Source organism: Cerasicoccus arenae (genome assembly GCF_014651635.1).
GTDB classification, from domain to species: Bacteria; Verrucomicrobiota; Verrucomicrobiia; order Opitutales; family Cerasicoccaceae; genus Cerasicoccus; species Cerasicoccus arenae.
Genome location: NZ_BMXG01000001.1, coordinates 338,554 through 364,784 on the forward strand (window position 1 = coordinate 338,554; position 26,231 = coordinate 364,784).

22 protein-coding genes are annotated in these 26,231 nt (G+C 53.0%); 13 read left to right on the top strand and 9 right to left on the bottom strand.

The annotated features are described in order from the left end of the window. The first annotated feature begins 1 nt into the window (after nucleotide 1). The 5 genes from IE065_RS01480 to IE065_RS01500 all read left to right on the top strand — a co-directional run bounded on the left by IE065_RS01480 (nucleotide 2) and on the right by IE065_RS01500 (nucleotide 9,843). On the top strand, nucleotides 2–7,153 hold the full coding sequence (locus tag IE065_RS01480; protein ID WP_189511104.1) for an RHS repeat domain-containing protein: 7,152 nt from the start codon (nucleotides 2–4) through the stop codon (nucleotides 7,151–7,153). After that, nucleotides 7,153–7,809, top strand: coding sequence for a hypothetical protein (locus tag IE065_RS01485; protein WP_189511105.1), 657 nt, complete (start codon nucleotides 7,153–7,155; stop codon nucleotides 7,807–7,809). The genes IE065_RS01480 and IE065_RS01485 overlap by 1 nt, the downstream gene beginning before the upstream one ends. A gap of 107 nt (nucleotides 7,810–7,916) precedes the next feature. Next, the gene (locus IE065_RS17935; protein WP_200163226.1) at nucleotides 7,917–8,105 is read left to right on the top strand and encodes a hypothetical protein; all 189 of its coding nucleotides are present in this window, start codon (nucleotides 7,917–7,919) and stop codon (nucleotides 8,103–8,105) included. Between the two features lie 521 nt (nucleotides 8,106–8,626). After that, nucleotides 8,627–9,571, top strand: a complete 945-nt coding sequence (locus IE065_RS01495) for a hypothetical protein (protein WP_189511109.1) — start codon at nucleotides 8,627–8,629, stop codon at nucleotides 9,569–9,571. A 2-nt stretch (nucleotides 9,572–9,573) separates the two neighbouring features. After that, nucleotides 9,574–9,843 (top strand): hypothetical protein, encoded by a 270-nt coding sequence (locus IE065_RS01500; protein WP_189511111.1) that lies wholly within the window; start codon nucleotides 9,574–9,576, stop codon nucleotides 9,841–9,843. A gap of 1 nt (nucleotide 9,844) precedes the next feature. Here the strand turns inward: IE065_RS01500 and IE065_RS01505 are convergent, their stop codons facing one another. Then, a complete protein-coding gene (locus IE065_RS01505) occupies nucleotides 9,845–10,108 on the bottom strand; it encodes a hypothetical protein (protein WP_200163225.1) in 264 nt (87 codons plus the stop codon). Between the two features lie 5 nt (nucleotides 10,109–10,113). On the opposite strand from IE065_RS01505, the gene IE065_RS01510 reads away from it, so the two are divergent. Then, on the top strand, nucleotides 10,114–10,329 hold the full coding sequence (locus IE065_RS01510) for a hypothetical protein (protein ID WP_189511115.1): 216 nt from the start codon (nucleotides 10,114–10,116) through the stop codon (nucleotides 10,327–10,329). Nucleotides 10,330–10,333: 4 nt separating this feature from the next. Here IE065_RS01510 and IE065_RS01515 read toward each other — a convergent pair whose 3' ends face one another. The 4 genes from IE065_RS01515 to IE065_RS01530 form a co-directional block, all read right to left on the bottom strand. Continuing rightward, the gene (locus IE065_RS01515) at nucleotides 10,334–10,816 is read right to left on the bottom strand and encodes a hypothetical protein (RefSeq protein WP_189511117.1); all 483 of its coding nucleotides are present in this window, start codon (nucleotides 10,814–10,816) and stop codon (nucleotides 10,334–10,336) included. Beyond that, the gene (locus IE065_RS01520) at nucleotides 10,803–11,075 is read right to left on the bottom strand and encodes a hypothetical protein (RefSeq protein ID WP_189511118.1); all 273 of its coding nucleotides are present in this window, start codon (nucleotides 11,073–11,075) and stop codon (nucleotides 10,803–10,805) included. The genes IE065_RS01515 and IE065_RS01520 overlap by 14 nt, the downstream gene beginning before the upstream one ends. Nucleotides 11,076–11,286: 211 nt before the next feature. Then, nucleotides 11,287–12,120, bottom strand: a complete 834-nt coding sequence (locus IE065_RS01525; protein ID WP_189511119.1) for a glycosyltransferase — start codon at nucleotides 12,118–12,120, stop codon at nucleotides 11,287–11,289. Nucleotides 12,121–12,379: 259 nt separating this feature from the next. Then, nucleotides 12,380–13,099 (bottom strand): phosphoadenylyl-sulfate reductase, encoded by a 720-nt coding sequence (locus IE065_RS01530; RefSeq protein WP_189511121.1) that lies wholly within the window; start codon nucleotides 13,097–13,099, stop codon nucleotides 12,380–12,382. A gap of 95 nt (nucleotides 13,100–13,194) precedes the next feature. Here IE065_RS01530 and IE065_RS01535 point away from each other — a divergent pair, with 95 nt between their 5' ends. The 3 genes from IE065_RS01535 (at nucleotide 13,195) to IE065_RS01545 (ending at nucleotide 16,308) form a co-directional block, all read left to right on the top strand. Then, nucleotides 13,195–14,592: a CCA tRNA nucleotidyltransferase gene (locus IE065_RS01535; RefSeq protein ID WP_189511123.1), complete on the top strand. Its 1,398-nt coding sequence runs from the start codon at nucleotides 13,195–13,197 to the stop codon at nucleotides 14,590–14,592. Between the two features lie 103 nt (nucleotides 14,593–14,695). Continuing rightward, nucleotides 14,696–16,021 carry a dihydrolipoamide acetyltransferase family protein gene (locus IE065_RS01540; RefSeq protein WP_189511126.1) on the top strand — a complete coding sequence of 442 codons (1,326 nt, stop codon included), beginning with the start codon at nucleotides 14,696–14,698 and terminating at the stop codon, nucleotides 16,019–16,021. 113 nt (nucleotides 16,022–16,134) lie between these two features. Next, on the top strand, nucleotides 16,135–16,308 hold the full coding sequence (locus IE065_RS01545) for a hypothetical protein (RefSeq protein ID WP_189511128.1): 174 nt from the start codon (nucleotides 16,135–16,137) through the stop codon (nucleotides 16,306–16,308). Nucleotides 16,309–16,661: 353 nt separating this feature from the next. Here IE065_RS01545 and IE065_RS01550 read toward each other — a convergent pair whose 3' ends face one another. Next, entirely contained in the window at nucleotides 16,662–19,502 is a 2,841-nt protein-coding gene (locus tag IE065_RS01550) for an FAD-dependent oxidoreductase (RefSeq protein ID WP_189511130.1), read from the bottom strand. Nucleotides 19,503–19,796: 294 nt separating this feature from the next. Here IE065_RS01550 and IE065_RS01555 point away from each other — a divergent pair, with 294 nt between their 5' ends. Then, a complete protein-coding gene (locus IE065_RS01555) occupies nucleotides 19,797–20,405 on the top strand; it encodes a helix-turn-helix domain-containing protein (protein WP_189511132.1) in 609 nt (202 codons plus the stop codon). Here IE065_RS01555 and IE065_RS01560 read toward each other — a convergent pair. The 3 genes from IE065_RS01560 to IE065_RS01570 all read right to left on the bottom strand — a co-directional run bounded on the left by IE065_RS01560 (nucleotide 20,402) and on the right by IE065_RS01570 (nucleotide 23,383). Further along, nucleotides 20,402–21,472, bottom strand: coding sequence for a hypothetical protein (locus IE065_RS01560; protein WP_189511134.1), 1,071 nt, complete (start codon nucleotides 21,470–21,472; stop codon nucleotides 20,402–20,404). The two genes, IE065_RS01555 and IE065_RS01560, sit on opposite strands and share 4 nt — an antisense overlap. A 132-nt stretch (nucleotides 21,473–21,604) precedes the next feature. Next, nucleotides 21,605–22,384, bottom strand: coding sequence for an alpha/beta hydrolase (locus IE065_RS01565; RefSeq protein ID WP_189511136.1), 780 nt, complete (start codon nucleotides 22,382–22,384; stop codon nucleotides 21,605–21,607). Nucleotides 22,385–22,459: 75 nt separating this feature from the next. Beyond that, on the bottom strand, nucleotides 22,460–23,383 hold the full coding sequence (locus IE065_RS01570; RefSeq protein ID WP_189511137.1) for an SRPBCC family protein: 924 nt from the start codon (nucleotides 23,381–23,383) through the stop codon (nucleotides 22,460–22,462). Nucleotides 23,384–23,535: 152 nt separating this feature from the next. Here IE065_RS01570 and leuD point away from each other — a divergent pair, with 152 nt between their 5' ends. From leuD to IE065_RS01585, 3 genes are all read left to right on the top strand, one after another. Next, nucleotides 23,536–24,135, top strand: coding sequence for a 3-isopropylmalate dehydratase small subunit (gene leuD, locus IE065_RS01575; protein WP_189511139.1), 600 nt, complete (start codon nucleotides 23,536–23,538; stop codon nucleotides 24,133–24,135). 88 nt (nucleotides 24,136–24,223) lie between these two features. Further along, nucleotides 24,224–25,570, top strand: coding sequence for a signal recognition particle protein (gene ffh, locus IE065_RS01580; RefSeq protein WP_189511141.1), 1,347 nt, complete (start codon nucleotides 24,224–24,226; stop codon nucleotides 25,568–25,570). A 72-nt stretch (nucleotides 25,571–25,642) separates the two neighbouring features. Then, nucleotides 25,643–26,107: a DUF5069 domain-containing protein gene (locus tag IE065_RS01585; protein WP_189511143.1), complete on the top strand. Its 465-nt coding sequence runs from the start codon at nucleotides 25,643–25,645 to the stop codon at nucleotides 26,105–26,107. The last annotated feature ends 124 nt before the right edge of the window (nucleotides 26,108–26,231 follow it).

Sequence of the window (26,231 nt, forward strand, 5' to 3'; positions counted from 1 at the left end):
CATGAAATCAGCCATTCGGACCTTCATCTTCATTGCGGGGATTCTTTGTACAATCACTAGCATTACCCAAGCTCAGACAATCGAATCTGTTATGTGCGCTTTGCAGGAGCGACATATGTGCCTAGAGCAGCGGAAATACGCAGAGTCCAAATGTCGGAATTACAATGAAGATCCAGAAGATCCAGAAGATCCAGAGGATCCAGAGGAAGAGTATGAACCGAGTCCAATAGAGTGGGGTTATGGCATATCTAATTATCCTGCGGATTATAGCCTGAATTCAGTGCCCTTATCTGATATGCTTGATGTCCTCAAGGTGATTCGAATCAATTATAACTTGTTAATTGATGAGTATGTGTTTCCGGCAAACTCACCAGGTTTGGGTCTACTCAAGGGGGGGCGGGTTCAAAATGTTTCATTAAATCATATCGGGGTTATCAATGAGAGTAATTTGGTGCCTGCATTACGCCAGCTTGCTAGTGGCATCAATCAAATGAAATATCTAAAGTGGCCATATGTCCTTCAGCATGGAGGTACTAGAGCAGACAAATGGTGGCCTATAGATGACATTAACGTGACAAGTTATGAAACCAACAATTCGAGGAAGGGACTGGCGACGTCCTATACCGCTGTTGGTGGCCCTATCTATGATTATGAATCCATTTCGGAATGGCTTATTAATGAAGGCTATTATGAATTCGATCTTCAAGAAAATGGAGCTGAAGACATAGGCGAGTATCAACCAGGTGATAGTTATCATGATTTAGGATTTACTATATATTCCGGTCAAAAAGATGGCCTTGATGGATCTTTCTATCTCCTTGGTCGAAACATGCCAATTTACTCGTCTGAGGCTGTTGTTGTTGAGTTTGGAACATGGCCGGAGGCTTATGAGGAATTTAAAGGTTATCGAGCATACAAGAAATTTAGCGGCAAAAATGAATATAAATGTGCATGGTATGATTATGATGAAGATGCTGAATCGTATTCTTCACCAGAGGGGAGGAATTTGGCTACAGGTTATGCATCTGCAACCATTAATGGCATGTGGTATTCTTATCTTGAATACTTGATAAATGAAGAAGTATGGAATCAAAAAACAACATTTTTATTTGAGCCTGATGTTGGGGGTTGGGAATATATTGATTCTGAACTTCGAGTGCGTGAACTTGAATGGAATAATAGCTATATCTATAATTGGACTGATGGTTTTTTGGTTTTTGAACCAAACTTCAAGTATGAAGTATATCTTAGTGATTCGATTAAGGTTGCTGCCGCTGGTCGAAATGTGGGGGAGGTGCGTGTCGATTTTCGTCAGCAAACCGCGTATATTGATCTTGGTCGAGGAGTAGATGGAGTCGCGCCTGGATATCTTGGGTTCAGTGTTTTGACTGAACGAGATCCTGCATTTGATGGATTTGGTTCTGTAATTGATTTGGATATGCTTATAAACGCCCGTGCATTTGAAGTGTATTATGAATTAGATGAAAATGAAATCCCAGGGGTGAAACCAGGGGAATTAACAAGTCCAGATAATTATAATTATAATTATGGGTATGAGAAAATGGAGTGGTATCAAACGCCTCGCATTAAACAGGTTGTTGGCATCGATGTCATTGCGAACGTAGAGCCTGTAGGCACAGGTCGCGGCATCGATCCGGATAGATATACGGTCAAGTTGTATAGGGCTGATCAAAAAGGTGCTTTTCAAAATGGATCGTACCGGATCAATGGCCCTCCATTTGACGTGATTGAAATTTCCGACTCTGGTGATGCGGTCAAGCTCTCCGGGAATCACAAGGAGATTAAAATTTCTTACTCGAAGCAACCGAATCCCAATGGCTTCTTTGATTTTGTAAATTTCACAGGCATTAAAACGATTTTCAAAGGCCACCGTAACACGGCTCAAGTGGAATCGTTTGACCCGTATGCGGCCGAATATGAAGTGCATGTAGACAATAAGCTAGTATACAGTCGCAATTTTGCTAATGCGTCGTTTTTCTTCGGCGATTCGACTTTCACAATTCCCTCGGTGGCGAAGCATGAGGCACCGACCGGACACTTTGAGCTACTCTATGAACCTGACGGCGCTATTAGCCATGGGGAATCCTCGCGCAATCTGACCTATAGAAATATTTGGGAGGTGGTCGACAACAGCACGAGCGATCCACCACTTTCGCGCAATATTGGGAGTTATGTCACTTCAGTTGATGGTCCCAATGCCTTCAGTCAGACTTTTGACGATTACGGTCGGCTGACTTCTCGCACGGAGCAGTATCGAGGCTCAACGCTTGAGACGACCGTTATTCCCTCTGGCAGCACTGTCACAACTACAGTCAAATGGGATGGCTCAGTCATCTCTCAGAGTCAGCAGGTATGGAATAACGGACTTACTGGCTACACCATCACCGATGGCGTTGGGCTGGAAACGACGGTCGAATATTATGGAGGCAATGAAGGAGACCTTCCCTGGGCGATCAAGTCGGTAGCCTATCCAGACGGACGAACCACCGACTTTTCTTATAGCTACAGTGGGGGAGGCCTGACGACTACTGTGACAACTGGCCCCGAGGTAATAGAGAGCGTCACCAATCAGCAAGGCCATCTCGTTTCGAGCGTCACCACCGAAAATGGCGTTACGGTGACGAGCGCCACCGGTAGTGATTATGATGGCTGGGGGCGACCGCAGAAAGTTACTTTCTTGGATGGCACCAAAATCAGCAGAACTTACGCCGCAGACTTCCGTAATCTGGTGCTCAAAGAAACGGATCGCAATGGTATCGAGCACACCTTTTCCTATGATGGCTTGGAGCGAGTTATTAGCGTGGATAGCAGTGAAGTCGATGTCGACATCGACTACGATCGCTTCACTACCACGACCACATACTCAGCCGGAGGTGAGAGCTATAAGGTCGGCAGTAAGACAAATGGCTTTGGCGAGTTGCTGTCAGCATACAATGAGTTTGAGCCCGCTACATCCACTGCAATGAGCGGTTTCGTTTACACGACCAAAAACCATGAGACCAATGAAACCACGGTGGTTTCTACGCATCCTGACGGTTCGATTATTTCCCTAGGAGGCAGTAGTGTGGAGCCGGTCAGCTTCGACTATGGCGTGGCTGGCGGCGAAACCTACGTGAAACGAAGTCTAGACGCGTCGTCAAAAAACATCTACGAGACCACCTACTACGATGCGATAGGTCGAGTTTCCAAGGTCGAGTCCCCCTCGGCCTCTGGTAGCGGTACTGCGGTCACAAAGTTTGAATATTATCCCTCAGAGGGCCAGCTTGAGAAAATTGAATCGCCTGATGGCATTGCCACGACGTTCGACTATGACCCATCCACAGGTCGCATGAACACCCTGACTCAAGGTGACCGGATACTTAATGTCGACACTGCTTACGCCGGTAGTGAGCGCACTGTGACAACAAAGCTTAATGAGCACGAGATTCGTAAAGTGGTCACCAATCTTTCTACTCTGAAGAGCACCATCACTCCTCTTGGTCAAACGAGCCTCAATACCGTCATTACGCCTAATCTGGGAGCACGCAATATTAGCATGACCAACCCCTACGGTTCGGTTACACTGGATTACACCAACGACTGGGCGCTCGAAACGATATCAACGGTTCTCGATGGAGCGAGTGGCACAACGAACTATACACTTGATGGCTTTAATCGTATCACTGGTCTGAGTAGTAGCTGGGGCGGTATCGCCTCTTCGGCTGCTTTCCGCAAAAACGGCATGATTAGTTCTCTAACCAGTCAGGGCCACACGACGAATTACAATTACTCGAACGGCTTTAAGAATGTCTCTGGAAACGCTCTTCGCGGTGATTTTGCCGTAGAGACGGATAGTAAGGGTTATCTGACCGCTCTCAGCGCTCCAGGAATGCCGTCCCTGACTCTGGATACAAATATCAATGCTTCTGGAGTGGATCAGCAGTTGACCACGACCAGCAGTGGCGCGACCACCGAATGGAAGATCAATACTGGAGGAGCGTTTGAAGATAAAAGTTATGCTAATAGCCTGGGACCAACGTTGCAAAGTTCGGAGGGAGGGCGCCCGGAAAACTTAACGACTGCCCGAGGCATTGGTATTAGCTTTGAATACAAGGCGGGCTCTAATGAGCTTACCGACGTCATTTATTCAGATGGAACGCCCAATGTTTCAATCAGTGTGCGTAATGATTTGGGATTGCCTTCCACATTCACGGATGGTTCCGGCGTCCGAACTCTGACTTACAAGGATTCACTGCTGGAGGATGAGGTATGGACTTCCGGTGCACTGGGTGGCGTCACGGTCGATCGCACTTACGACAGTCTGTATCGTCTCACTGATCTATCTGTCACGCACGGCGGCGAGCAGCTCACTGCAGTCACCTATGATTACAGTGGCAATGACACCATGTTGCAAAGCTTGTCCTATAACGGCAACACGGTCACCTATGGCTACACTGGCGCGCGTCAAATCGATACCACCAGTTACAGCAGCGGTGTGTTGAGTGTTGACCGCGACTGGGATGGATCACGCCTAGATTGGATCAATAGCACCGCTGATACCACATACTATTTTGATCCCAGTTACAATTCGAAGGGCGAAATCGTCGACATAGACATGGGCTCGGGCAATTCATGGACCTTTGACTACAGCAACGCCCAGCTGTCGGGGGGAGAACTGAAGCATGGGAACGCGCTCTTTTGCGGATCAGAGTTTGATTACACTCTCAACGAGCTTGGCCAGCGAACGGGAGCGAACTGGGGAGGCTCGGTTCGAGGGTATGGCTACAGCAATGACTTGAATCAGCCCACCAGTCAGACTTATAACGGTCAATTGGATGTGGTGGTGAAGGCGGCAGACGGCGCAACGATTTCTGTGCTGAGCCGGGATAACCTCAGTTCCGTGGCCTATGCCGGAAGCTGGACGAGCGCAGATGCGCCCGTCGGATTCCAGGGTGACGACTATCTGCATGATGGCAACGTGAACAAGGGCCGGCAATGGGTCGACTACTTCGTCAAACTGCTGCCCGGCGAATATTACCTAGACATGCAATGGCCCGCAGACGCCTCGCATGCCAGCAATGTACCTGTAATTGTGGCGGTAGGCAATGAACGCACACTACACACGGTCAACCAGAAGATCAACGGAAGCGCTTGGAATACGCTGCAGAGTATCACTGTGGGGCGTCCGACGGAGGTGAGCGTGCGTATCGGTACCGTAGACACTAACGGCACCGTAGTAGCCGACGCTGTGCGCTTCGTTGACCAAGGGATCAATCCCGCGCCCGACATCACACTCGATGTGTCCGTTGGTGACGCCTACATCGTACATCCAACTACTTCCAGTGGAGGCTACACCTGCGCAGTCGTTTCGGCGGACAACTCCAGCGGCCCAGTCCTGCTCAATGTCATTATTCAGGGCGCACTGGCGGAAGCTAATGCGGTCTCCGAATACAACTGGCAGAGGGTGCTGCCTCCGGCCAGCAGCGCGATCGCTTACGATGCTGACGGCCACCGAGAAACCGATTGGCGCTGGAGCTACCAATGGGATGGGGCCGGACGACTCACGACTATGGAGGCGACCATTGCTTCCGTCGCCGCCGGTCTACCCAACTACCGTCTGGAATTCGCCTACGACGCACAGGGGCGACGCTACCGCAAGAGCGTTTACGAGCACGACCAGCATCTCTACACGCGCTACTTCGTGTATGACGGATGGAATCTGGCAGCCGAGCTCGACGAAAATTACGAGCCGATCAACAGCTACGCCTGGGGGCCGGACATATCCGGCGGCTACGGGGCGGGCGGCATCGGCGGCCTAGCAGCGATCACCTCTCACGAATTCAACACAACCGTCTTTCCCGTCTACAATCACCGCGGCGACGTGATCGCGCTGGTGGATTCAGACACGGGCTCCACGGTGGCCACTTACGAATATGGCCCCTTCGGTGAGCCCATGCATACGCCCGATGCGGTTAGTAGCTCCGTAGCCGACGCCAACCATTTCCGCTACTCAACTAAATATACCGACGCGGAAACCGGATTGGTCTACTTCGGCTACCGCTACTACGACTCCATCATGGGTGTTTGGCTATCTCGTGAACCCCTCGGTGAAGGCGTGTCGCCAAACCTGTACGCATACTGCCACAATGATCCCGTGAACCACGTGGATTACTTAGGCTTAGAAGGTATCGATATAGATTTTTTTATTTTGGGACCCAGTAACAGATCTGCAAACTTGGTTTCTGTAATCACCCCAGCAATAGTGGAAGTATCTGAGCCATACATCGAGTTGGCGCAATTTGCCGGATCTCATCCTGAAGTTCGAGGCGCGTTTGGAATGGGATTTGCGTGCCTAGAAATAGGTGGAGGAATTGCTTTAGCACCAGAATCATTTGGGACTAGTCTAATACTGACTGGAATTGGAATTGATAATCTACAAGCAAGCTGGAGGACCGTTCTTTCGGGAAGGGATGTTAGAAGTAGTTTGTCCAGTGGTATTACTGGCTCGTTAGTATATTTGGGGGTGGATTCAGACCTCTCTTATTTATTGGGTGATGTAGGGCCAGGCGCTGTGGATTTGTTTAGTTTGGGGAGAGTAGCTACGCGATCAGGAATTAAGCATTCCGGTGAACTCCTAGAATTTTCCTTCAAAAGTCGTGAGGTGTACTTTAAGCCACCATCGGGATTTCTAGATGAAATGAGGTTGCTTGAAGCGAACTGGGGCCCACAAATCAATACCTTAAAAGCAAGGCAAGCGAATGATCCCCTCTTTTTACTCGCAATGGATGAGCGGACTGCTGGATCAATGGACGATCTACTCGCGGATTATTTAAAGGCGATAAGCTCACCGTCACCTCAGAACCATCACCTAATATCAAATCCGATTGTTGATGCTCTTGAGCAAAATGGTATGGACAGGGCAACTGCCCTTGCATTAAGAAATAATCCGAGATTACAGTTCATGTCGTCTCCGGGTGGCCATATCGGATATCAAGAGTGGCATATCAACTACGACGACTATATGATTGATTACATTAATAGCAAGGGAAGCGATTTCAACTTGATTGATTTTTCCGACGAAATAGAGAAATACTACAATGATGGTGAAGCCGCTATAAGAATACCCGGGGTAATTCTGGGGCCAATTCAGTAATGAGATATTTTTTTTTAGACACTTGGGACGTTCGGAAACGAGCGGGGCAGACTGATGGCTTTGCCTATGCTCAAATTGTAGGTGATAGGACGCTTAGCGATCTAGAAAGATGTCCAATGTGCCGTAAACAAATTTCCGCAAAAAGAGTCCTTGCCGCTGATAATTTGGAATTTCGTGGAGGTGCTTTCGGTGACGTTGCATTCGGCTTATCGTCTACGTTCGTTGTTTCTGAAAAGTTTCGAGAGTCATGGAGGAAGTCGCTTCTTGATGGATTAACTTTTGGTGACCAACCATTGAAATTATCTAGTCGGTATTTCTTTGCATATCCACAAACTCTCACTGTGAATTTTATCAATAGTCCTCCCAGTTCAGTTCCTCAGTCATGTGAAGTCTGTGGTGGTTCAGAGGCTACTCAAATGGATGATTTGAACGATCTAGAGTGTTTGCATGATCTTGATTGCATCAATCCAAGTTGTATGCCTGGTTGGACTCTAATTAACCAAAGATTTGTCGACTTCATATGCGAAAATTCCTTCTTAAACTTTAGCTTTATGGAAGGCTTCCGGAGGGAGCCAAATCGACAATTAACAAGATTGGCTTACCACAAGCAGCGACTTGATGGTGATTATGTATTGCTTGATGTTTGCACGGTATAGGGCATCAAAGCTTTATACGTTCTTTGGATCATTTTCAGGCGCGACACCCTTATTTTCGCGCAAGTCCGGTAATAATCGCGATTGGGATATTCTGCGACAATGATCCGGTGAATCAGGTGGATTATCTGGGGCTGAATGTAATCAAGTATAACGAAAGGCCAGATGGTGGATTTGATGTTGTTTGGACTGATCGATTATTTCGCATTCCGCACGGAGATACAAAATTGGGTGTCCTTCGTCCAGATGGCTGGGTGGAGCTAGAAGGTGGAAATATCACTACCGTAGTCGCCCCTTAAAAAGCGTTCAACTTACTGATTATCAGTGACATATTTGTTTATGTTCGTCACGATTCTGATCAGTAAAGCGTATTAAATCCTTAAAACTTGGTCAAACGATGAAGCCTAAAAAAGCATGTAAAGCTGAACCGCAACTTTTCCAGCAGGATTTGGAGCATCTGTTGGATCAACGTGTTACGAGCCAATTTACGACCGTCCAAAAATGCCGAATTTAGCTCATAAGCTTTTTTTGTGGATCCCTGTTTATTGAGAATAAAAGTAGCCGCTAGGGTCATAGTGGATTGTCGGGTTATGATTTTTTTGGCCGAAAATGCCTTTTTTTCGGGGACGAAAAAGCTCAACGCTTATGATGTCGTTGAGCTTTTTTGTTTACAGGAGGGTAAGCTGACGGTCGTTTTTGCGACGGCGTTGGCTGTTTAGGATACTGTGTGCCTGGGCCATGTTTTTTGTGTATGCGTTGTCTGCTTGATCTGGTGGCTGACTACGTTGAATGGCGCGTATGATTTGATCGGTTTGCCAGAGTGGATAGCGTGCTCCCCAGAGCGAATACATGGGACCCTCGCAGAAAAACTAGCCTATATTTTGATGACTACGGGGCAATTGCCTTTGGCGCGAACTACACCTTTTTCTTGAGCTTTCCACAAGCAGAGCCAACTTATTCAGGATCAAGTCGACAGAAGCCAGGAAGCTTTGGGGAGTGGTGGACGGATGTTCTCGCAGAAGAACTTGCATTGGTCTATCTCCGCAGCGTCGAACGTTCGTCACAGAACTTTGAGCCATTGCCTTGGTTTACTGGTCCAGCTTTAGATACCGCAGAGTTCGGGGTAGAATTTGCCATTCCCGGCTCAAGCAGCGGAATTATGGCTGTGCGCGGTGATTATGAGGGAGCCAGGGCACAGGCAGGTAATTTCATCTTCCTACCGCTTATGTTCGCTGGCGGCGGTTTTGCTGACGATGGTTTACGCCTTGCTGGTGGTTTTGCGGATGATGGAATTAGATTTTTATCACCTAGTAGATTGGGAAGTGTCGGTGAGGCAAATCGCATTGCTCAAGGCTTTGGATCTATAGATGATATTTCATTTATTACTCGAGAGTTAAGGAGAAAGACAGGAGCTGAGATAGTTTTTTCCTCTAGGGAGGCTTTGCGGCGAGGTCGATCAGGTGTCCCAATTGGCAATTATTTCGATTTAGATACAAATACGATTCATCTAATGACTGGAAGGGCCAATACAGGGCGTGGTGTTTTCTTCGAAGAAGTCCAACATGCATTAGACCAGTTCTATAATCCTGCATGGAACAATCCTTTTATTATGCAAGGTAACGTAAATCTCCATAGGGGAACTTTCCACAGATTGGCTAATAACCCATGGTTCAATTTAAGTCATGATGAATTGACTGGATTCCTTGGTTGGCAAGGCGGCGCTTCTCGAGATATGATTTTAGAATCCATGATGTTCGTGCACTAGTTATGAAGAATCTGTCAGAATTAGAAAATTATCACACTACTGAATGCAATTTAGATGAAATGCGGGAGCATTTCTCTTCTAACTCCTCATCATTACCTGAGCATAGGAGAAAGGAATGGGCGGCATTTCTTTCAGATTTAGCTGACGGAGAGGTCATTTGGCATTTTGAGGCGGATGCTGAAGATTGGGATCGAGGGCTTGGAGCAGAAGGGTATATTGTTGTTAATGCTACTGGTCAAATCACCCGACATTTAGTCACAAAGATCAATTGAATTACTTGAAGATCCATTCCTGTTGCCCGGTACTGTTGGTTCTGAAATCGATATCGCGTTCTTTGTCAGTCTTACTCAACTTCGCTTCCTGACGGTCATCCGTCGCCTTGAAGATGTCCATGAAAGCATTGACCTGTTCACGCAACGGTTCGCCGACCCGGTGCCAGTGAATGTTCTCCCATTGGCCGTTGAAGGTCATACGGAGCGTGTCGCCCCAGATGATCCGCGCAGGGATGCCCCAGAGGGTCATGTTGATGTAGGCCATGTCACATGTTACTAGCCGAATTAACGCCGACCATTTTTGCCGATTTGGGATCATACGATTTTTATGAGAATGCCGTTTTATTGAGAAAAAAAGTATCCGGTGGCGTCGTATCGCGCTGGGTGGGCTACGACGGATTTGGCCGAAAAATCGATTCATTTTCGTCGACGAAAAAAGCTCAACGTATGATGGCGTTGAGCTTTTGTTGTTTTACAGGAGGGTGATTTGCTAGTGGTTCTCGGACGCGCATTTGCGCCGACGTTGGCTGGATATGATGCGGTGTGCCTGGGCGAGGTTCTGGGTGTAGGCGTGGTCCGGGGGCTGGCTTTGCTGGATGGCGCGTATGATCTGATCGGTCTGCCAGAGGGCGTGTCGCACATGGCGCAGCTCATCGCAGAGTCGATCTCCGTGGCGTAAGAACCACTGCTGGAGGCATTGCATGAGATACCTTGGGAAGTAGGTCTGGTATTGAGCCCGGTTGCCGTGTTTTACGATCTCATCGAGCCTTTGTACGATGAGTGCTTCGTAGCGTTGCGGCGGCAAGTGCAGGCCTTTGTCGTGGAGCCAGGCGGCTGGCCAGGTGATGGCTTGGCAAAGAACGATTTGGTCCCGGAAAAGTGTTCTGGGATGCTGATTGTGATAAAAATCCTCCCTGATTCGGGCAAGGATTTTTTGTAGCGATTGGCGTTCGATGGGTTCATTGCTGTGCATCGGGTTTCCTCCTTTGCTCGGGCAGTGGGGTGTCGTATTGGCGTCGCCAGTGCGGCTGCATGAGCACGGCGTTGACCTGCTTGAGATCGACGGTTTTGGTCTGATCTCGCACGGCTTCGATTAGGGAGGCGATGCAGAGATTACGGGCGGCGCGCAGGACGCCTTCAGCGGCCTGAACAATGATGTTGAGCGCAGCATCGGAGAAGGTTGCGTGGGCGAGTCCGGCGTGATCGAGTTGGCCGAGAATAAACTGCTGCATGTCATCGGGCGCGAGTGGTTGGAGCTCGCCGGACCAGGTGATGCGGCTGTTAATATCGGCGTTGACGGAGAGCTGGAGCTTGTCGCGCAGGCTGCCATGACCTGTTCGATGGCTTCAAGGAGCTGCTCGGGCGTGACCTTGCGGGGCTTACCTACAGAAGAAACGACGAAAACGCTTCGCCCGAGGCTGCTCTTTTTTAAGGGACGACGAATTATCCCGTCAGGTCTCGTGGATTCCCCCGGATCTTCAGTCTTGGCCGAGTAATCTGCGACTGCTCCAACTTACCGTTGCGGATAATTTCATAGCTTACTGGTGAGGCCCAATAGCCGCCAGCCAACAGCTTGCGAAGCCGGTAAATGCGCTTGGCCCGCTGAAGCTGCGCACGCGGAATCGTCACCCCTGCACGGGCGTCCTCGGTTGAGGTTTTGCCTTCGGTGCTACTCAGGTTGTCTCCGTGCCAGGCAAAAATGCCAATCGGCTCGCGGACCACGCCTAATTTCGCGCCGAGTTCCAGCTGACGCCTGACCCAGAGGTGATCGGCAATCAAGCGGTAACTAGCATCATACGGATACCGTTCCCAGAGCGCCCGGCGATAGATAAACGAACAAGTCTGCACGGGCATGTGCCAATAGGCGTCGATCAACCGCGGGGTAATGACTTGCTTGAAAAGTTGTAAGAATACCCCTCGCCCGTTGACCATAACCGTTGGCCCAAGCACGGCATCGAGCTGGTCGCGCTCCAGCAGATCCAACGCCGCATTGACCCCGACGCGGTTGAGCTGCTCGTCCGTATTCAAGTGGATGATGACCTCGCCAGTCGCCCGAGCCGCCGCTTGGTTGAGCGCGTCGTACATGCCTTGGTCCCGACCCGAGCGCCAATCGACATCAGGCTGGCTCCGAAGGAAGTCCAACGTAGCATCCGTGCTCCCGCCATCGGCGACGATGTGCTCGTATTCTCGCCCCGCCAACGCATGGCGCACCGAGGCCACGCAGTCCGGCAAAAAGCGGGCCGCGTTGTAGCAGGGCGTGATCACACTGACTTTCACGGCAATCGTTCTCCCAGAAAAATCCCCCGCGCACAAGCCCGCGCATTATCCGCAAACCACAGAAGGATTTTTAGCCACGGATGAACGTAGATTTTACGCAGATTCCGTCGGCCTATTATTATCGGCGAATTTTAGCGTTAATGCGTTGCATGGGCATACGCGCCCTCACCCCTTTCACCCATGCCCCAATTAGTCGAACCTGTCCCAAAGCCCCATCATTCGCGCAATGCTCGAATCTCTCGGTCCAGCGGGACGCTGGCTAGATCTGGAAGTCGGTGCGGTCGCTGACTTCGTGGAGGCCGCACTCGCGCTTCATGCCGTTGAAGCGAGTGTCTTCGGCGGTCATGCCCTCAAGCAGCTTAGAGGTGCTGTGGACATCGCCCACCGACACGTAGCCTTCGTCCCACAAGGGATGATAAGACAGGTTGTTGCCCGTCAAATATTTGTAGATGTCGCGGTCAGACCAATCAATGATCGGGTAGGCCTTAAACATCTTGTTCTGCCGCTCCAACGGGCGCAAATGGGTGCGTGTGGAAGACTGCGCGCGCCGCAAACCACTCATCCAGCCCAACGCCTTCAACTCGATCAGCGCGCGATTCATGGGCTCCACTTTGTTTTCCAAATTATAGGCTTCAAGGGCCTCAATATCCTTCTCCCAACGCTTACCATAGAGTGCCTCTTGCCAGGCAGCCGTGCGCAGCGGGCTGTACACCTTGAGGTTGAGATTCAGGTCATTGGCCAGTTTATCCGCAAACTGGTAGGTCTCTGGAAACAAGTAGCCCGTATCGACAAAAACCACAGGGATACCCGGTGCCACGGCATTGGCCAAGTGCAGCAAGGCCGCCGACTGAACGCCAAAGCTGGTGCTCATCACGAGCTGCTCACCAAAACGCTCAAATGCCCATTCGATACGGGCATGAGCCGTGGCCGATTCCAAGCGCTGGTTAATCGCTTGCAAGTCTTCGAGTTCCTCTAACATGCTGCTTCTGTCGTCCGAAATGAGTCTTCCTTACTAAATTAGGTAAATTACTAAAGATAAACTTTCCGCTGCTGTCAATTGCGGACCGTGTTTCTATGTCAGAAAACCAACTAAGCCCCCATCTAATCCCGCTCGATCACGAATCAGGCCGCGCCATTATAGCCATTGCTCAGGATGTCGCAGCAGCGGGCGGGCGGGCATTGGTCGTGGGTGGTGCCGTGCGTGACGCTCTCCTTGGAGCCGTTTCCAAGGATCTCGATTTGGAGGTCTTTGGTGTGCCCGCAGACCAGTTGGAGGCGCTTTTGGCCGCCAAATACCGGATTGATCAGGTGGGCCGATCCTTCGGCGTATTCATCGTCAAAGGGCTGGGCATCGACGTAGCCCTCCCCCGCCGCGAACGCAAATCCGGCCAAGGGCACAAAGCTTTCACGGTCGAGGGCGATCCAGAAATGACCTTTGCCGAGGCCGCTGCCCGACGCGATTTCACGCTCAATGCCATTTCCTGGGACCCGCTCAACGGCGAAATCATTGACCCCGCTCACGGCCAACGCGACCTCGCCGAAGGCGTCTTGCGCCACGTCTCCCATCAGTTTGCCGAAGACCCCCTACGCGTCCTCCGGGCAATGCAATTTCTGGCGCGTTTTGAGCTGACCATCGCCCCGGAAACCCTCGCCCTCTGCCAGTCGATTGAGGCCGAAGACCTCCCGCGCGAACGCCTGTTCGAGGAGTGGTCCAAGTTGATTCTCAAGGGCAAAAAGCCATCAGTGGGGCTGCATTTCCTCCGTGACTGCGGATGGATTCGCTATTACCCAGAGCTGCTCGCCCTGCCCGACTGCCCACAAGACCCACAATGGCACCCCGAGGGCAACGTCTGGCTCCACACCCTGCATTGCATGGACGCCTTTGCCCGCGAGCGCATCGGCGACGATTGGGAAGACCTCGTGGTCGGGTTCGCCGTACTCCTGCACGACATTGGCAAGCCCGCCACCACCTTTACGGATGAAAATGGCCGCGTCCGCTCACCCGCGCACGATGTCGTCGGTCTGCCCATTGCCGAAACTTTTCTGCGTCGACTGACCGCCCATCGCGAGCTGATTGACCAAGTGCTGCCGCTCATCGAAACCCATATGCGGCCAGCCGATTTCTATAAAAATAACGCCTCTCACGCCGCCATCCGCCGTTTGGCCAACCGCGTGGGCCGCATCGACCGCCTACTCCGCGTCGCCACCGCCGACATGGCTGGACGCCCGCCCAAAGCCGCTGACTTCCCCGCCGGAGAATGGCTCCGCCAAAAGGCCGAAGAGCTGGCCGTCCAAGACAGCGTCCCCCGCCCACTCGTGCAGGGCCGCGATCTGATTGAACTCGGTCTGAAGCCCGGCAAATCCTTCAAGGCCATCCTCGACACCTGCTTCGAAGCCCAACTCGACGGCGAGTTCGCCACCTTGGAAGACGGCATTACCTTCGCCCGCAAAGTAATTGCCGGGGAGAATTAGCCGCCGTAGAACGCTTTTGCGCCATTGACAGGGGCGTGAGAGACGCCAAGTTATCTTTCAACTTTGCTCTGATCCGCGAATTCATTTTTTAGATTACCACTTTATGGCTGAAATCATCGATATGCCCAAGCTCTCCGACACCATGGAAGTCGGAACGATTGTCAATTGGCTCAAACAAGAAGGCGACGCCGTCTCCGTAGGCGACATCCTCTGCGAAGTCGAAACTGACAAGGCCACCATGGAACTTGAGAACCTCGTGACCGACGGGGTGATCATTAAAATTTACACGCCAGCTGGCGGTGAAGCGCCCATTGGTGCCCCCATCTGCGCCATCGGTGAAAAAGGTGAAGCCGCCCCCGAGCCCAAAGCTCCCGCCAAGGCAGAAAAGCCCTTCGACGATGCGCCTAAAGAGCCCGCAGCCGACAAAGAAGTGAGCACCAACACCGGCAGTGCTGAAGGCCGTAAGCAAGAGCCTATCCAGTCCGTTGAAACGCCCGCCGCCACCGAAGACGATGGTAAGCGCGTGAAAATTTCCCCGCTGGCCCGCAAGCTTGCGGACTCCAAGGGCATCCCGATCAACTCCATCAAGGGCACCGGCCCCGGTGGTCGCATCACCAAGGCAGACGTGCTCGAGGCCGAGAAAAACGGCGTCTCAGCCCCTGCCGCCTCGCCTGCTCCATCTGCGCCAGCTCCTGCTGCTCCTGCTGCTCCTGCCGCAGGCTTGGAAGACAAGACGATCAAGGTCTCCAACATGCGCCGCGTCATTGCCCAGCGCCTGCTCCAGTCCAAGACCGAAGTCCCACACTTTTATCTGGAAACCGAAATCGACGCCACCGCACTCATTGCGATGCGCGCCGAGCTCAACGCCAGCCTCGCCGAGCTTTCGCCTGAACAGGGCGGCATCAAGTTCACGGTCAATGACTTCATCCTCAAAGCCAGCGCCGAAGCCCTTCGCCGCGTGCCTGCAGTCAATGCCGCTTGGCAAGGCGACACGATCCAGCAATACGGTGCCGTGCATCTGGCATTCGGCGTCGCCCTCGAAGACGGCCTGCTGACACCCGTTATTCGCGATGCCCACGCCAAGTCGCTCCGGCAAATTTCCGCTGAGGCCAAGTCCCTCATCAAGAAGGCACGCAGCAAGAAGCTGTCACCAGACGAGATGGCAGGCTCCACCTTTACCGTGACCAACCTCGGCATGTATGGCGTCACTGGCTTCTACGGCATTATCAATATGCCCAACGCCGCAATCCTCTCCGTGGGTGCGACGATCAAGAAGCCTGTAGTTGGCCCCAACGGCGACATCATTGCAGGCGATCGCATGAGCGTCGGCATGGCTGGCGACCACCGCATCATCGATGGCGCAGTCGGCGCAGAATTTCTCATGGCACTCAAGGAAGTGCTCGAAAAACCCGCGCTCATGCTTGTCTAAGCAGACGCGGCGTGAATTGAAATCAAGGCAGCCCAAGTGAACGCGTGAGAGACAAGGCCCAACTAGGCATTTTTGTTCTCTCATCAAGGCACAAAGGCCAGAAGTAACCATAAATGGGTAATTACGGCATGGTCGGCGTTCTGGGCGGCGTTTTATTCGTCGCTGGCGTTGCCTTGATCTACAACCGCTGGGCCAACAACCGCGTCAATAAAGAGCATCGCAACGCCCGCTTCATGAAAGGCAGCATGCTCGGTCGTCGACCCTACGACGAAGACGAAGACGATTAATAGCCGCCCCTCGTCCGCGTGACCAACACGCTACTCTCCCAGGCCAACTTGCAACGAATCCGCGCGAACAACACGTAACCCGTTCCAAGCTAGCACGCTACTCTCCCAAGCCAACACGCAACCAATCAGTTGCCAAAATCACCGCAAGCGTTGCCTCACACTGATACTTTTATGCCCCTTTTTGGGCACAACTCAGCTCAAATGGGGCATAAAAGTATCAGTTTTTGGGCGAGAGCGGAATTGCACCTAGGCACCCAAGCAATAGCCAAGCTTTCAAATCAGGCCCATAAAGCTCAATATTGATGCGCCTTGACGCGGCATGACCCTCACTTAATTCGCCAAGACAGCAACAACTACCCCCCCCTAAGCACCGCAGACGCATGACGCGCAAAATGCCCACGTAGGTCTTGCGCATACTCCTTGAGAATCGCTGCCCCACGCCCGTCAGGATCACCACAGTGAAACAAACCACGCGCCACATGGATCTCGCGCAAAGCCAAGTTCCGGGCCTCTGTCTCAATCATGTCGTTGTTCGCCGTGACCCGCACGCTTTCTAGGCCTGTACGAGCATAACCACACATGCCAGGCAGCTCCAGAAGCCTTGTCAGGCGGGCTGCCGCAGCCGGGTTCGCCGAGCGCGCGTAGAGCGCCTCACTCGCCATTCCAACCACCCGGAAATGCGAAAATTCCGACTCCGCTGTCAGGGTATCCATCTTCGCGAATAGGCAATCCCAAGCCCGCCCATCGCCACACGTCCCCAGCGCAACAATGAGGCTATCGAGCTCCGACATACTCATCCCAAATTGGCCCATGCCCTTGTAATTCCAACCAGCATCCCACGGACGCGCCTCAATCGTTTCCATGAGTTCATCCTGAGCGCAGTCATCGCCCATCAGGCCAAGTAATTGCGCGTAACGAAGGGACTGTGCGTCGCGAGAGCCGCCAAGAGCCGTATATGCCTTGCGAAGCAAAGGAAGGCTGCGTCCGCGCTCAAGCAGAATCAAGGCAACGCCGCCTGGCTCATTCCAGCCAGTGTTAATCTTCTCTGCGAGGACATCGTCCGAAACCGGGAAGGAGTCTTTGTCAGACAGCACACGCTCAGGCAGGCTGCCGATTTCAACCAAATGAGCCTGCACTTCACGCACGTCAATTTCACGGAGCTTGCGGCCGGTTTTAGCGGAGAGCGCTGCCAAATAGCCTGCTGCATAGCCATGGTTTTGAACGTCGGGCTGCATCCGAATAACGGGCAAAGCATCGCGGTGGGCACTCACGCCCAAACCTGTGGCCAGCACGCCTTCCAAGCCACGCGGAAGGAGGCAACGCAACGGCACGTCTGCCCAGAGCGCATCGTGGTTGGGGGGGATCACCATGAAGCTTGGATCGATGGTAAAACCGTGCGTATCGAAATTGGAAGTGGCCACGCAAATGGTGTCCGGGAAACGGCGCTCGTAAAGAAGGTCCACCGCCGATAGCGTATAGTCGCCCACAATTTGACGACGCTCACGGGAGTCCACCAGTTCGCCCGAATCGAAGTCTCCCTCAAATTTTAAACGTGAGCTAACAAAGAATGCCGTTGCATCGACAATGTCAGTGTCATCCGAAAATCCATGGTCCGAATTGTGGTATTCTCTACCGGGTTTGACGCCCGCTAGGCCAGTGCCCTGAACGGCCACGTGATCCTTGCTGATGACACGCGTTTCCGCGCCAGCCGCTGCCGGGATGTCCGAGCAACCAGTGCTATCGATCACACAACGCGCCTTGATCAACCCAAAGCCATTCGGGCCCACCGCCAACACACCGCGAACAGCGCCATCGACCACCCAAGCACCCACACAGAGGGTGTTAAACCAATATTCGGCCCCTTCATTGGCACCTGTCGTTAGATACCAATGGGATTTGACCGCCGCGGACCAAATGCCAGATGCTTTCTGAAAGCGTTCTTTAACTTCGAGCGCAGCCACGCCTTGGTCGATTTCAGCCGTAAAACCGACTCGGTTTCCGAACCAATATTTCGCGATCTGGCCAACGGTGCCCACTCCGCCCAAGCCAGAAGTAGCCTCTAATACCAGCGTTTTAGCACCAGCACGAGCCGCACCAATTGCAGCGGGAGAGCCACCCGTACCACCGCCAACGACGACGACGTCATACTCGCCAAGCACGGGCGCGGCTTGCGCGTTAAAAGCCACTGACTCGCTGATTTCATCAGACGGACGAAGACCTTGCGCGAGCGAACGGATCGCTCCATCGACAGATGTCGCTCCAGCGCAAACGACGGTCAAATCGCTGTCCTTGAGAGGAGTAAGAATCGTGGATAGAGCAGCGCCAAAGCAACGTCCCAAGCTCATTGCACGCACGGGATCAGTAAACGCTGACTCACTGCCACTAGGCAGAATCGCAGATTCTGTAAAGGCCATCAAGCCAGGCTGAGCCTTGAGCGACTTGAGCGATGGCAACGCTTCCGTAATCGGCAACTGTGGACGAAGCGTGGTCTGGCAGCGGAACTCCTCTGGTGTCCAACAGGCCTGCATCGCGGCAGTCAAAGCCTTCCCTTGGGCTGCCGGAGAACCATCACCAAAATCAACGGTCAATTGATAACGGCGCGTGCTAAGCTCATAATCCAGATTCGCATAACCGGGTAATGGCTCGACTGAAAGCCCTTCTGCATTTCGCCCTTCCCCCTCTGAGATGGTCACCCAGGAAACAGTCTGCTTACCTTGAGGAACATGGACCTCAACACCGGCCTGAGCAAGGGCTTGCCCCTCCAGCGTGGCGTCCACTACGAGACGGGCACGCACTGCTTGACGGCCACCACGGTGAGCAATCACTGCGCCAGCCACCTGCCCATCACCATCACGCAGCATGCTCGCGGGCAGGGTATTAAAGAGAAAAGGCACCTCTGCATCGACTAGCGCCTGCTCCAGCGCGATTTTCACCCGTAAAGGAGTTGGCGGCTTGGGATCAGAGAAAATAGCCTCAGCCAGCACATCTTTTTCCGTCGGAACTTGGTGCGGCCAGTAACGGAAGGCGCTACAAACATCCTCACCGAGATAAGAACGTGGAGCGACGATAAATACATCCAACCCAGCCTGCTTAGCCGAAAGTGCCAAAGCAACAGCACCGGCGCTGCCGCCAATGATCAACACATCCACTTTTTTAACGATCGGTAACTTGCCGGAAAAATCTGTCTTACTCATAGCAAATAGCCTAAATAAAAGCCTATAAATAACCAGTTCATTCTGCTATACAAACAACTCGAATACTGGTATATTAAGCTCATTAACCTTTCCAAACACAACGACGGGGCACCAGCCTATAGCCTAGGACATACCTATAATAGATCGGTATTTCCTGAGCATCGAGTCCTCCACAGCGCCAACGAGTTACCCTACATCAGCTGGTATATTAAACAGGGCAAGGCTGAGATCACCAGCGAAGGCAAGACTGTCTACGCCAGTGCTGGCCAATGGATCTTTATTGATCCGCTTTGCGTGCGTACTCACCGTCTATATGACACGCCCATATTAATTTCGATCCGCTTTCGTATCTCTTGGCGAGGCCTCGACTACCTGCCTCCACTAGCTCCGATTCGCGTGGTCTCGGGTGAAAGTAGGCCTGAGCTACTTGTGGCCGCCGAAGCGCTTTGCCAGGCAAATGAGCACCCCGCCCCCCCCACCTCGACTGACTATTTTCGCTTACAGTCGCTCTTCTATCAGTGGCTCGAGCAATGGCGGCGTGAGCGGGGCTCGTTGGGCATGCTGACCGAAACACCAGCCGATCCCCGTGTCTTCAAAATCTTGGAGTTCCTGGCCCAAAACATCTCAATCCAACCAATCGATTATCCTGCACTGCAGAGCGCGGTAGGCCTATCACGCGCACAGATCAATCGAATCTTCCAGAAAGGTGCGGGGCTGAGCCCACGGCAATGGATGGTCGCACGCTGCCTCGATGAAGCCCAGCAACAGATTCGCCACGGTGGCCATTCCTTCAAGGAAATCGCGGCATCGCTGGGCTTCTTTGACGCCTCACACTTTACCCGTTGGCACCGCCAGCAGACGGGCCAATCACCAAGTCACTGGAAAATCCGGCAAGCATTCTAAGCGCGACGACGGCGCACGGCGATCAAAGCCAATGAGAGCAGGCCAGCCGCTAGGCCAAAGTCTGCGGGTTCAGGCACAGAGATCGTATCTAGCCCCGAGCCACCATAGCCAACCGACTGGAAAAGTTCGCCACCATTGGCCAGCTCACCTAAGCCATCAAGCTCACCGAGCGAATCCCCCACTGTCGCCAAGATGTCTAAGTTTTCGCCCGATCCCGCGTTTCCATTCCATTGGGCGACCGTGCCAGCGAACGGAAATCCACTGAAGTCAGACATCGACACGAACACCCCGCCAAACGCGTCGGCGTAGAGTCCACTGCCGCCTGCGGGCAAATCAGAAAGCAACGACGCATCACCCAACCCAAGCGGGCTCCAGGACCCTGTATCACTCAAAAATGCCGTAATATTTCCATTGGAAAAGCTCACCAGTTGCTCGGCTCCGAGACCTGAAGTCGCATAAATCAGCGCACCAGTGACGTCAAATGCAAGATCCGCCGAATAGCCGCCCGTCTCAGCAAATTCAATTGCTGAAAAGCCATCCCCAGCATCCAAATAGAAGAGCTTGTTTGGATTAGAAAAACCGCCCAAGTTGGCCGAGGCAAATGCCGCGCCCGATGAAGAAAACTCCAAATCATAATTTCCCGCGAGTGTCGTCCGAAGATTCCAAGTAGGTGTGCCACCCAAATCGGTGACTTCGTAAATACGGTCATCAGAGTTACCCCCAACAGTGAAACCCACCCAGACGGAATTGCCATCGCTCGAACGACGCACGAAACTAACGAAAGCGTTGCCCGAATCGGCATAACCACCGGGGGGGGCACCAAAGTCCCCGAGCACTCCGCCGTTAGACACACTGTAGTTGCGCAGTGTCGAGGACCCCGAGTCCCAGCCATAGGCCTTAGCGCCACCAGCATCATAAATATCAAACGCACCAAGCGTTGTCGTCGATAAGACTTCGCCGACCGAATAACCCGCGCTAGGAACCAGCGAGGCGGCATTAAGAACAGGCGCAGACAATGGCAAAATGGCCAGAGCGCACAGGAGAGAGGAGGATAGGTGTGACTTCATTCTTTATTAAAATTTCTGCTATTATGCACTCAATAAATAAGCACACAAGCCTTATTTGCAGTTTACTGCCATTTTAAATCGAGACAAACTTATCACCATGAGCATGGCCTTAATCGGACTTTGAGAGGGCCACTAGAGGGGAAGCCACTTTAGGGCATCCTGAATCATCATATCCCAGTAGCCCCACTCGTGCTCACCATCGTTCTCAACGTAATGAAGCGGCGCATTGAGTTCCCGGCACTTGGCAACAAAGGCGCGGCTGTGCTCCAGCAGAAAATCCTGTTGCCCACAGCAGGCATAGAGTTGTGGCAGACCAGCGACGGAGCGGCTGGCAGTTTCCAGCAGAGAAAGAACGTCAGACTTACTACCCGCCAGTTCACTGGCCTGATCACCAAAAACACGGCGCATGATTGCCTGACGAGACGTATCAGTTGACTCACGGAAAGCCGCGACATCCAGAACACCAGACAGGCTGACCGCCGCACAATAAAGATCAGGCCGGGTCAACGCCAAGCGCATGGCACCATACCCCCCCATCGATAGGCCCGCGATAAAGTTGTCCTCCCGCTTCTCCGACAGTGGGAAAAACGATCGCGCCAACGCTGGCAGTTCTTCTTCGAAGAATTCCCCGTAACGTGCGCCGCCCGCCATATTGGAGTAAAAGCTTACATTGGCGGCAGGCATGACTACGGCGATTCCTAACTCCGCCACATAACGCTCAATCGAGGTGCGGCGCCCCCAGATCGTATGATCGTCGGAGAGCCCGTGCAGCAGCCAAAGCGTCTTATGCCGACCTCTGCTCGCCACCCCATCCATGCCGATCTGGCTCCGGGTTGCCTGGGGCAGGATTACGTTAATGCTAGAGCTCATGCCGAGCACTTCGGAATAGAAATCACACTGAATAAACGCCATTGCAATCAACAAGGCAAAAGCAGCCGCCCAGCGCAAGCCATTCTCTATTCACCAGCCTTGAAAGCTGAAGACGCCCTACTTAACCGGGAAATGCGCCACCGTAACCAAGCCCGCTTCGGCGGTTTCGCGTGGATCGTTCTGGTAGGTCTCGAAGGGGGCGATCTGCTTATTACTGGCGAATATCTTGGCCCGCTGGCGTGCCATTCCCGCAGCCCAGGCATTGCCCAAATACCTATAGGCTCCCGTATGCCGGATCGAGTAGACCGTGCTGTCTGGCAGCTTTCCCGCAATGAGTCCATCAGGCAAGGTGGTCGTGGCTTGAGCAACTGGAAAGCCCAGAGTATAGTCAACGAGTCCCTTCACAATGTCCCACTTATGGTACTGAGCAAAGGCATTACCCGCAGGCTGCCCCCCCCCCTGCCCCATTTTCTGCATTAACGTGGCAAAATCCTTTTCCATGTACGGCCCGATCTCGGCGATCGCGCATTGCGTGCGAATGCCCACGTAGTCGAAGCCCGAAAAGGACTCTTGGCCAATAAAATCAAGTTTAGAGCCCGGGTCACCTGTTTCCAGTACGCTCTTCAGCATGGCGAGGCCGCGATCGTAGTCCATACCGATCATCGCAGACATTGTCTTGGTCATCCAAAAGAGGAAAATCGGTAGGCTGCTGTACATCGTCCAAGTCACCTTAGTCATGTCCCCTGCATTGGCAAAAACGATACGCGACGTACAAGTGGACTTCCAAGGCTTGAGGAACGAAAGATTGTAGTCGATGGCTACCCCTTCGGACTCAGTCACCACGGAGATTTCGCCCTCCCCCACTACCTTGCCTTGCCAAGCGTAGCTGCGTCCGTCCTTGGCAAAGGTCAGCTGACAGTCCGGCTCACAAATCAACCACGGCGACCAACTGGGCAATTGACGAAAATCTCGGACCGTGGCGTAGACTTGCCCCCGAGGCGCATTAATCAGGATAGAACGTTCGACGATAATCTTCGGCATGAGTAATAGTAGTAAACGGCGTGCGACAAGTTAGCATGGCGCACCTTGAGCGCGAGCCTGTTTTTAATCATCGCTCGAGTCGCTTGTTTCATCTTCTCCCTATGATTTTCGTTGAATCCCGGACGGGAAGCCGCTTTGCTGCCCGGTTTACCATGAACACCCTTCCCGCAATCAAACAAGTATCTGGCCGCGCCGTGCCCGTGCCCGGTGACGACGTCGATACCGACCGCATCATCCCTGCTCGCTTCATGAAGTGCGTCACGTTCGACGGCCTCGGTGAGTTCGCTTTTTACGACGTGCGTTTCGACGGCGACGGCAACAAGAAAAAGCATCCACTTAACGAAGCACGCTTCGATGGTGCCAGCATCATGCTCGTTGGCTCAAACTTTGGCTGCGGCAGCTCCCGCGAGCACGCCCCCCAGAGCCTCCACAAGTTCGGCGTCCGCGCGCTCATCGGCCTCTCTTATGCGGAAATCTTTTTCGGCAACTCCACCACCTTGGGCATCCCCTGTGTGAGCGTGGACGAGAAGACTCTGCACACCCTCGTCGAGATCGTAGAGTCCCATCCCGAAACTGAGCTGAAGATCGACCTTGAGACCAAAAAAATCACCGCAGCTGGTAACGAATTCCCGCTCACCATTGCCGAAAGCGCCCGCGAAGGCCTTCTTTCTGCCGAATGGGACGCCTTGGCTCTCCTCATGAAGGACCCCGCAGACATCGAAACCGTCGCCGAACGCCTGCACTACGTGTAGTTAATTGCGGAAACTAATGGCGAACCTCAGCTGGCTTCCGGTTTGATCATTCGTCATCCTTCCTCGCCATTCGCCTTTCTAGAATACGATGCTTGAATCACTGACAGACCGTATGACCTCGGCCCTCCGCAATTTGCGCGGTGTGGGCAAGTTGTCCGAGGAAAACATGGCCGATGCGCTCAAGGAAGTGCGCACCGCGCTGCTTTCGGCTGACGTGCATTTCAAGGTCGCTCGACAGTTTGTGGAGGACGTCAAGGCGGCGGCCACGGGACAGGAAGTCCTCAAGTCCGTCACGCCCGGCCAGCAGATCATCAAGATCATCAACGACGAGCTGACCAAGCTCCTCGGCGAAGGCTCCACCGCGCTTAAGGACAAGAAGCCCCTGCGCATCATGATGGTCGGCCTGCATGGTGCCGGTAAAACCACGACTTCGGCCAAGCTTGCCAAACGCATGGCCAAGAACGGCTACTTGCCGGCGCTGATTGCCTGCGACGTTTATCGCCCGGCCGCCATCGACCAGCTTGAGACCCTCGGCCAGCGTGAGGAAATCCCCGTCTATACTGACCGCGACTCCAAGGACGTGCCTAAGATCGGCCGCCAAGGCTTGGAATGGGCCAAGGCCCAAGGCCGCGACCTCATCATTTTCGACACCGCCGGCCGTCTCCAGATCGACGAAAACCTCGTCCAGGAAATCGTCAAGCTGAAGAAGGAAATCCAACCCGACGAAATCCTTCTGGTGGCGGACTCCGCACTCGGTCAGGAAGCGGTTAATGTCGCCCAGCATTTCCACGACGCCGTGCAATTGACCGGCATTGTGCTGACCAAGCTTGACGGTGACGCCCGTGGTGGCGCTGCCCTGTCGATGAAGGCCATCACCAATGTGCCGATCAAGTTCATGGGCACGGGTGAGAAGATCGAGGAGTTCGACGTCTTCCACCCCGACCGTATGGCCCAGCGAATCCTCGGCATGGGCGATGTCGTTTCGCTCGTCGAGAAGGCCCAGGAAAGCATCGATCAGGACGAGGCACAACGCCTCGCCGAGAAGATGAAAAAGGCGGACTTCGACCTCGAAGACTTCCTTTCCCAGATGCGACAGATCAAGAAGCTCGGCTCCTTGGGTGGCATCATGAAGATGCTCCCCGGCGCACACGGCCTTGAAATCGGCGACGAGCACGAAGACCAGCTCAAGCACACCGAGGCCATGATTTTGTCGATGACGCCCTACGAGCGGCGCAACCCGCAGATCATCAACGGCAGCCGCCGCAAGCGTATCGCCGCAGGCTCCGGCATGGATGTCCGCGACCTCAATCAGTTGCTCAAGCAGTTCGGCCAGATGCGTAAAATGATGAAGTCCATGAAAGGCTCGAAGGGCCGCAAGCAGATGGAACGCATGGCCAAGCAGATGGGCGGCATGCCCGGAATGCCAGGAAAATAAACGGCCCAATCAGCTTACATTTTTTCGAGCTTCGGACTTTTCGCCGCACCTCATATCTGCTTAATTGAGAGCATGAAATCGCGACCAATTCCCGGCTCAACCGGAGAAGTCCTGCACGAGCTCCCCTCGCCTTACCAGCCGCACCCGGCCACCGGGTTGCTGCATCTGCCGCGCTTCATTGCCAAGATCCGATACACCCGTGATCACGGCCAGTTGCCCGACAGCTATCGCAAAAACTACAAGCGTGGCTTCGACCGCTTTCTCTGCCTGCACCTAGGTATTGAGCCCAACGAAGTGGAAGCCATCGTCCGCGACAGCGATGACGACGATGACGAAATTGACCGCCTTCTGCTCGCCCTCTTCCCCGACAACATTCGCGCTGTCAAATGGAACCGCGAACTCGTCCAGAAAGGCATGACCGACGCTGGCCGCGAGTTTATCCGCGAATCCTTGGAAGCCATGGGCTGCCTCGACTGGGTGAACGAAATCAAATCCGTCGCCGACATGATCGAGCTGGATGAGGGAAGGCTAACCTAGAGGTCATAGATTATAAATTAAAGGTAGATACGCTTCTAACGTGAATACGTATCTGGAACGACAAGCGCCAAGATTAATTGCCCGATTAAACTTCCAGCACCTTAATTCTTAATCTTTTTCCTTT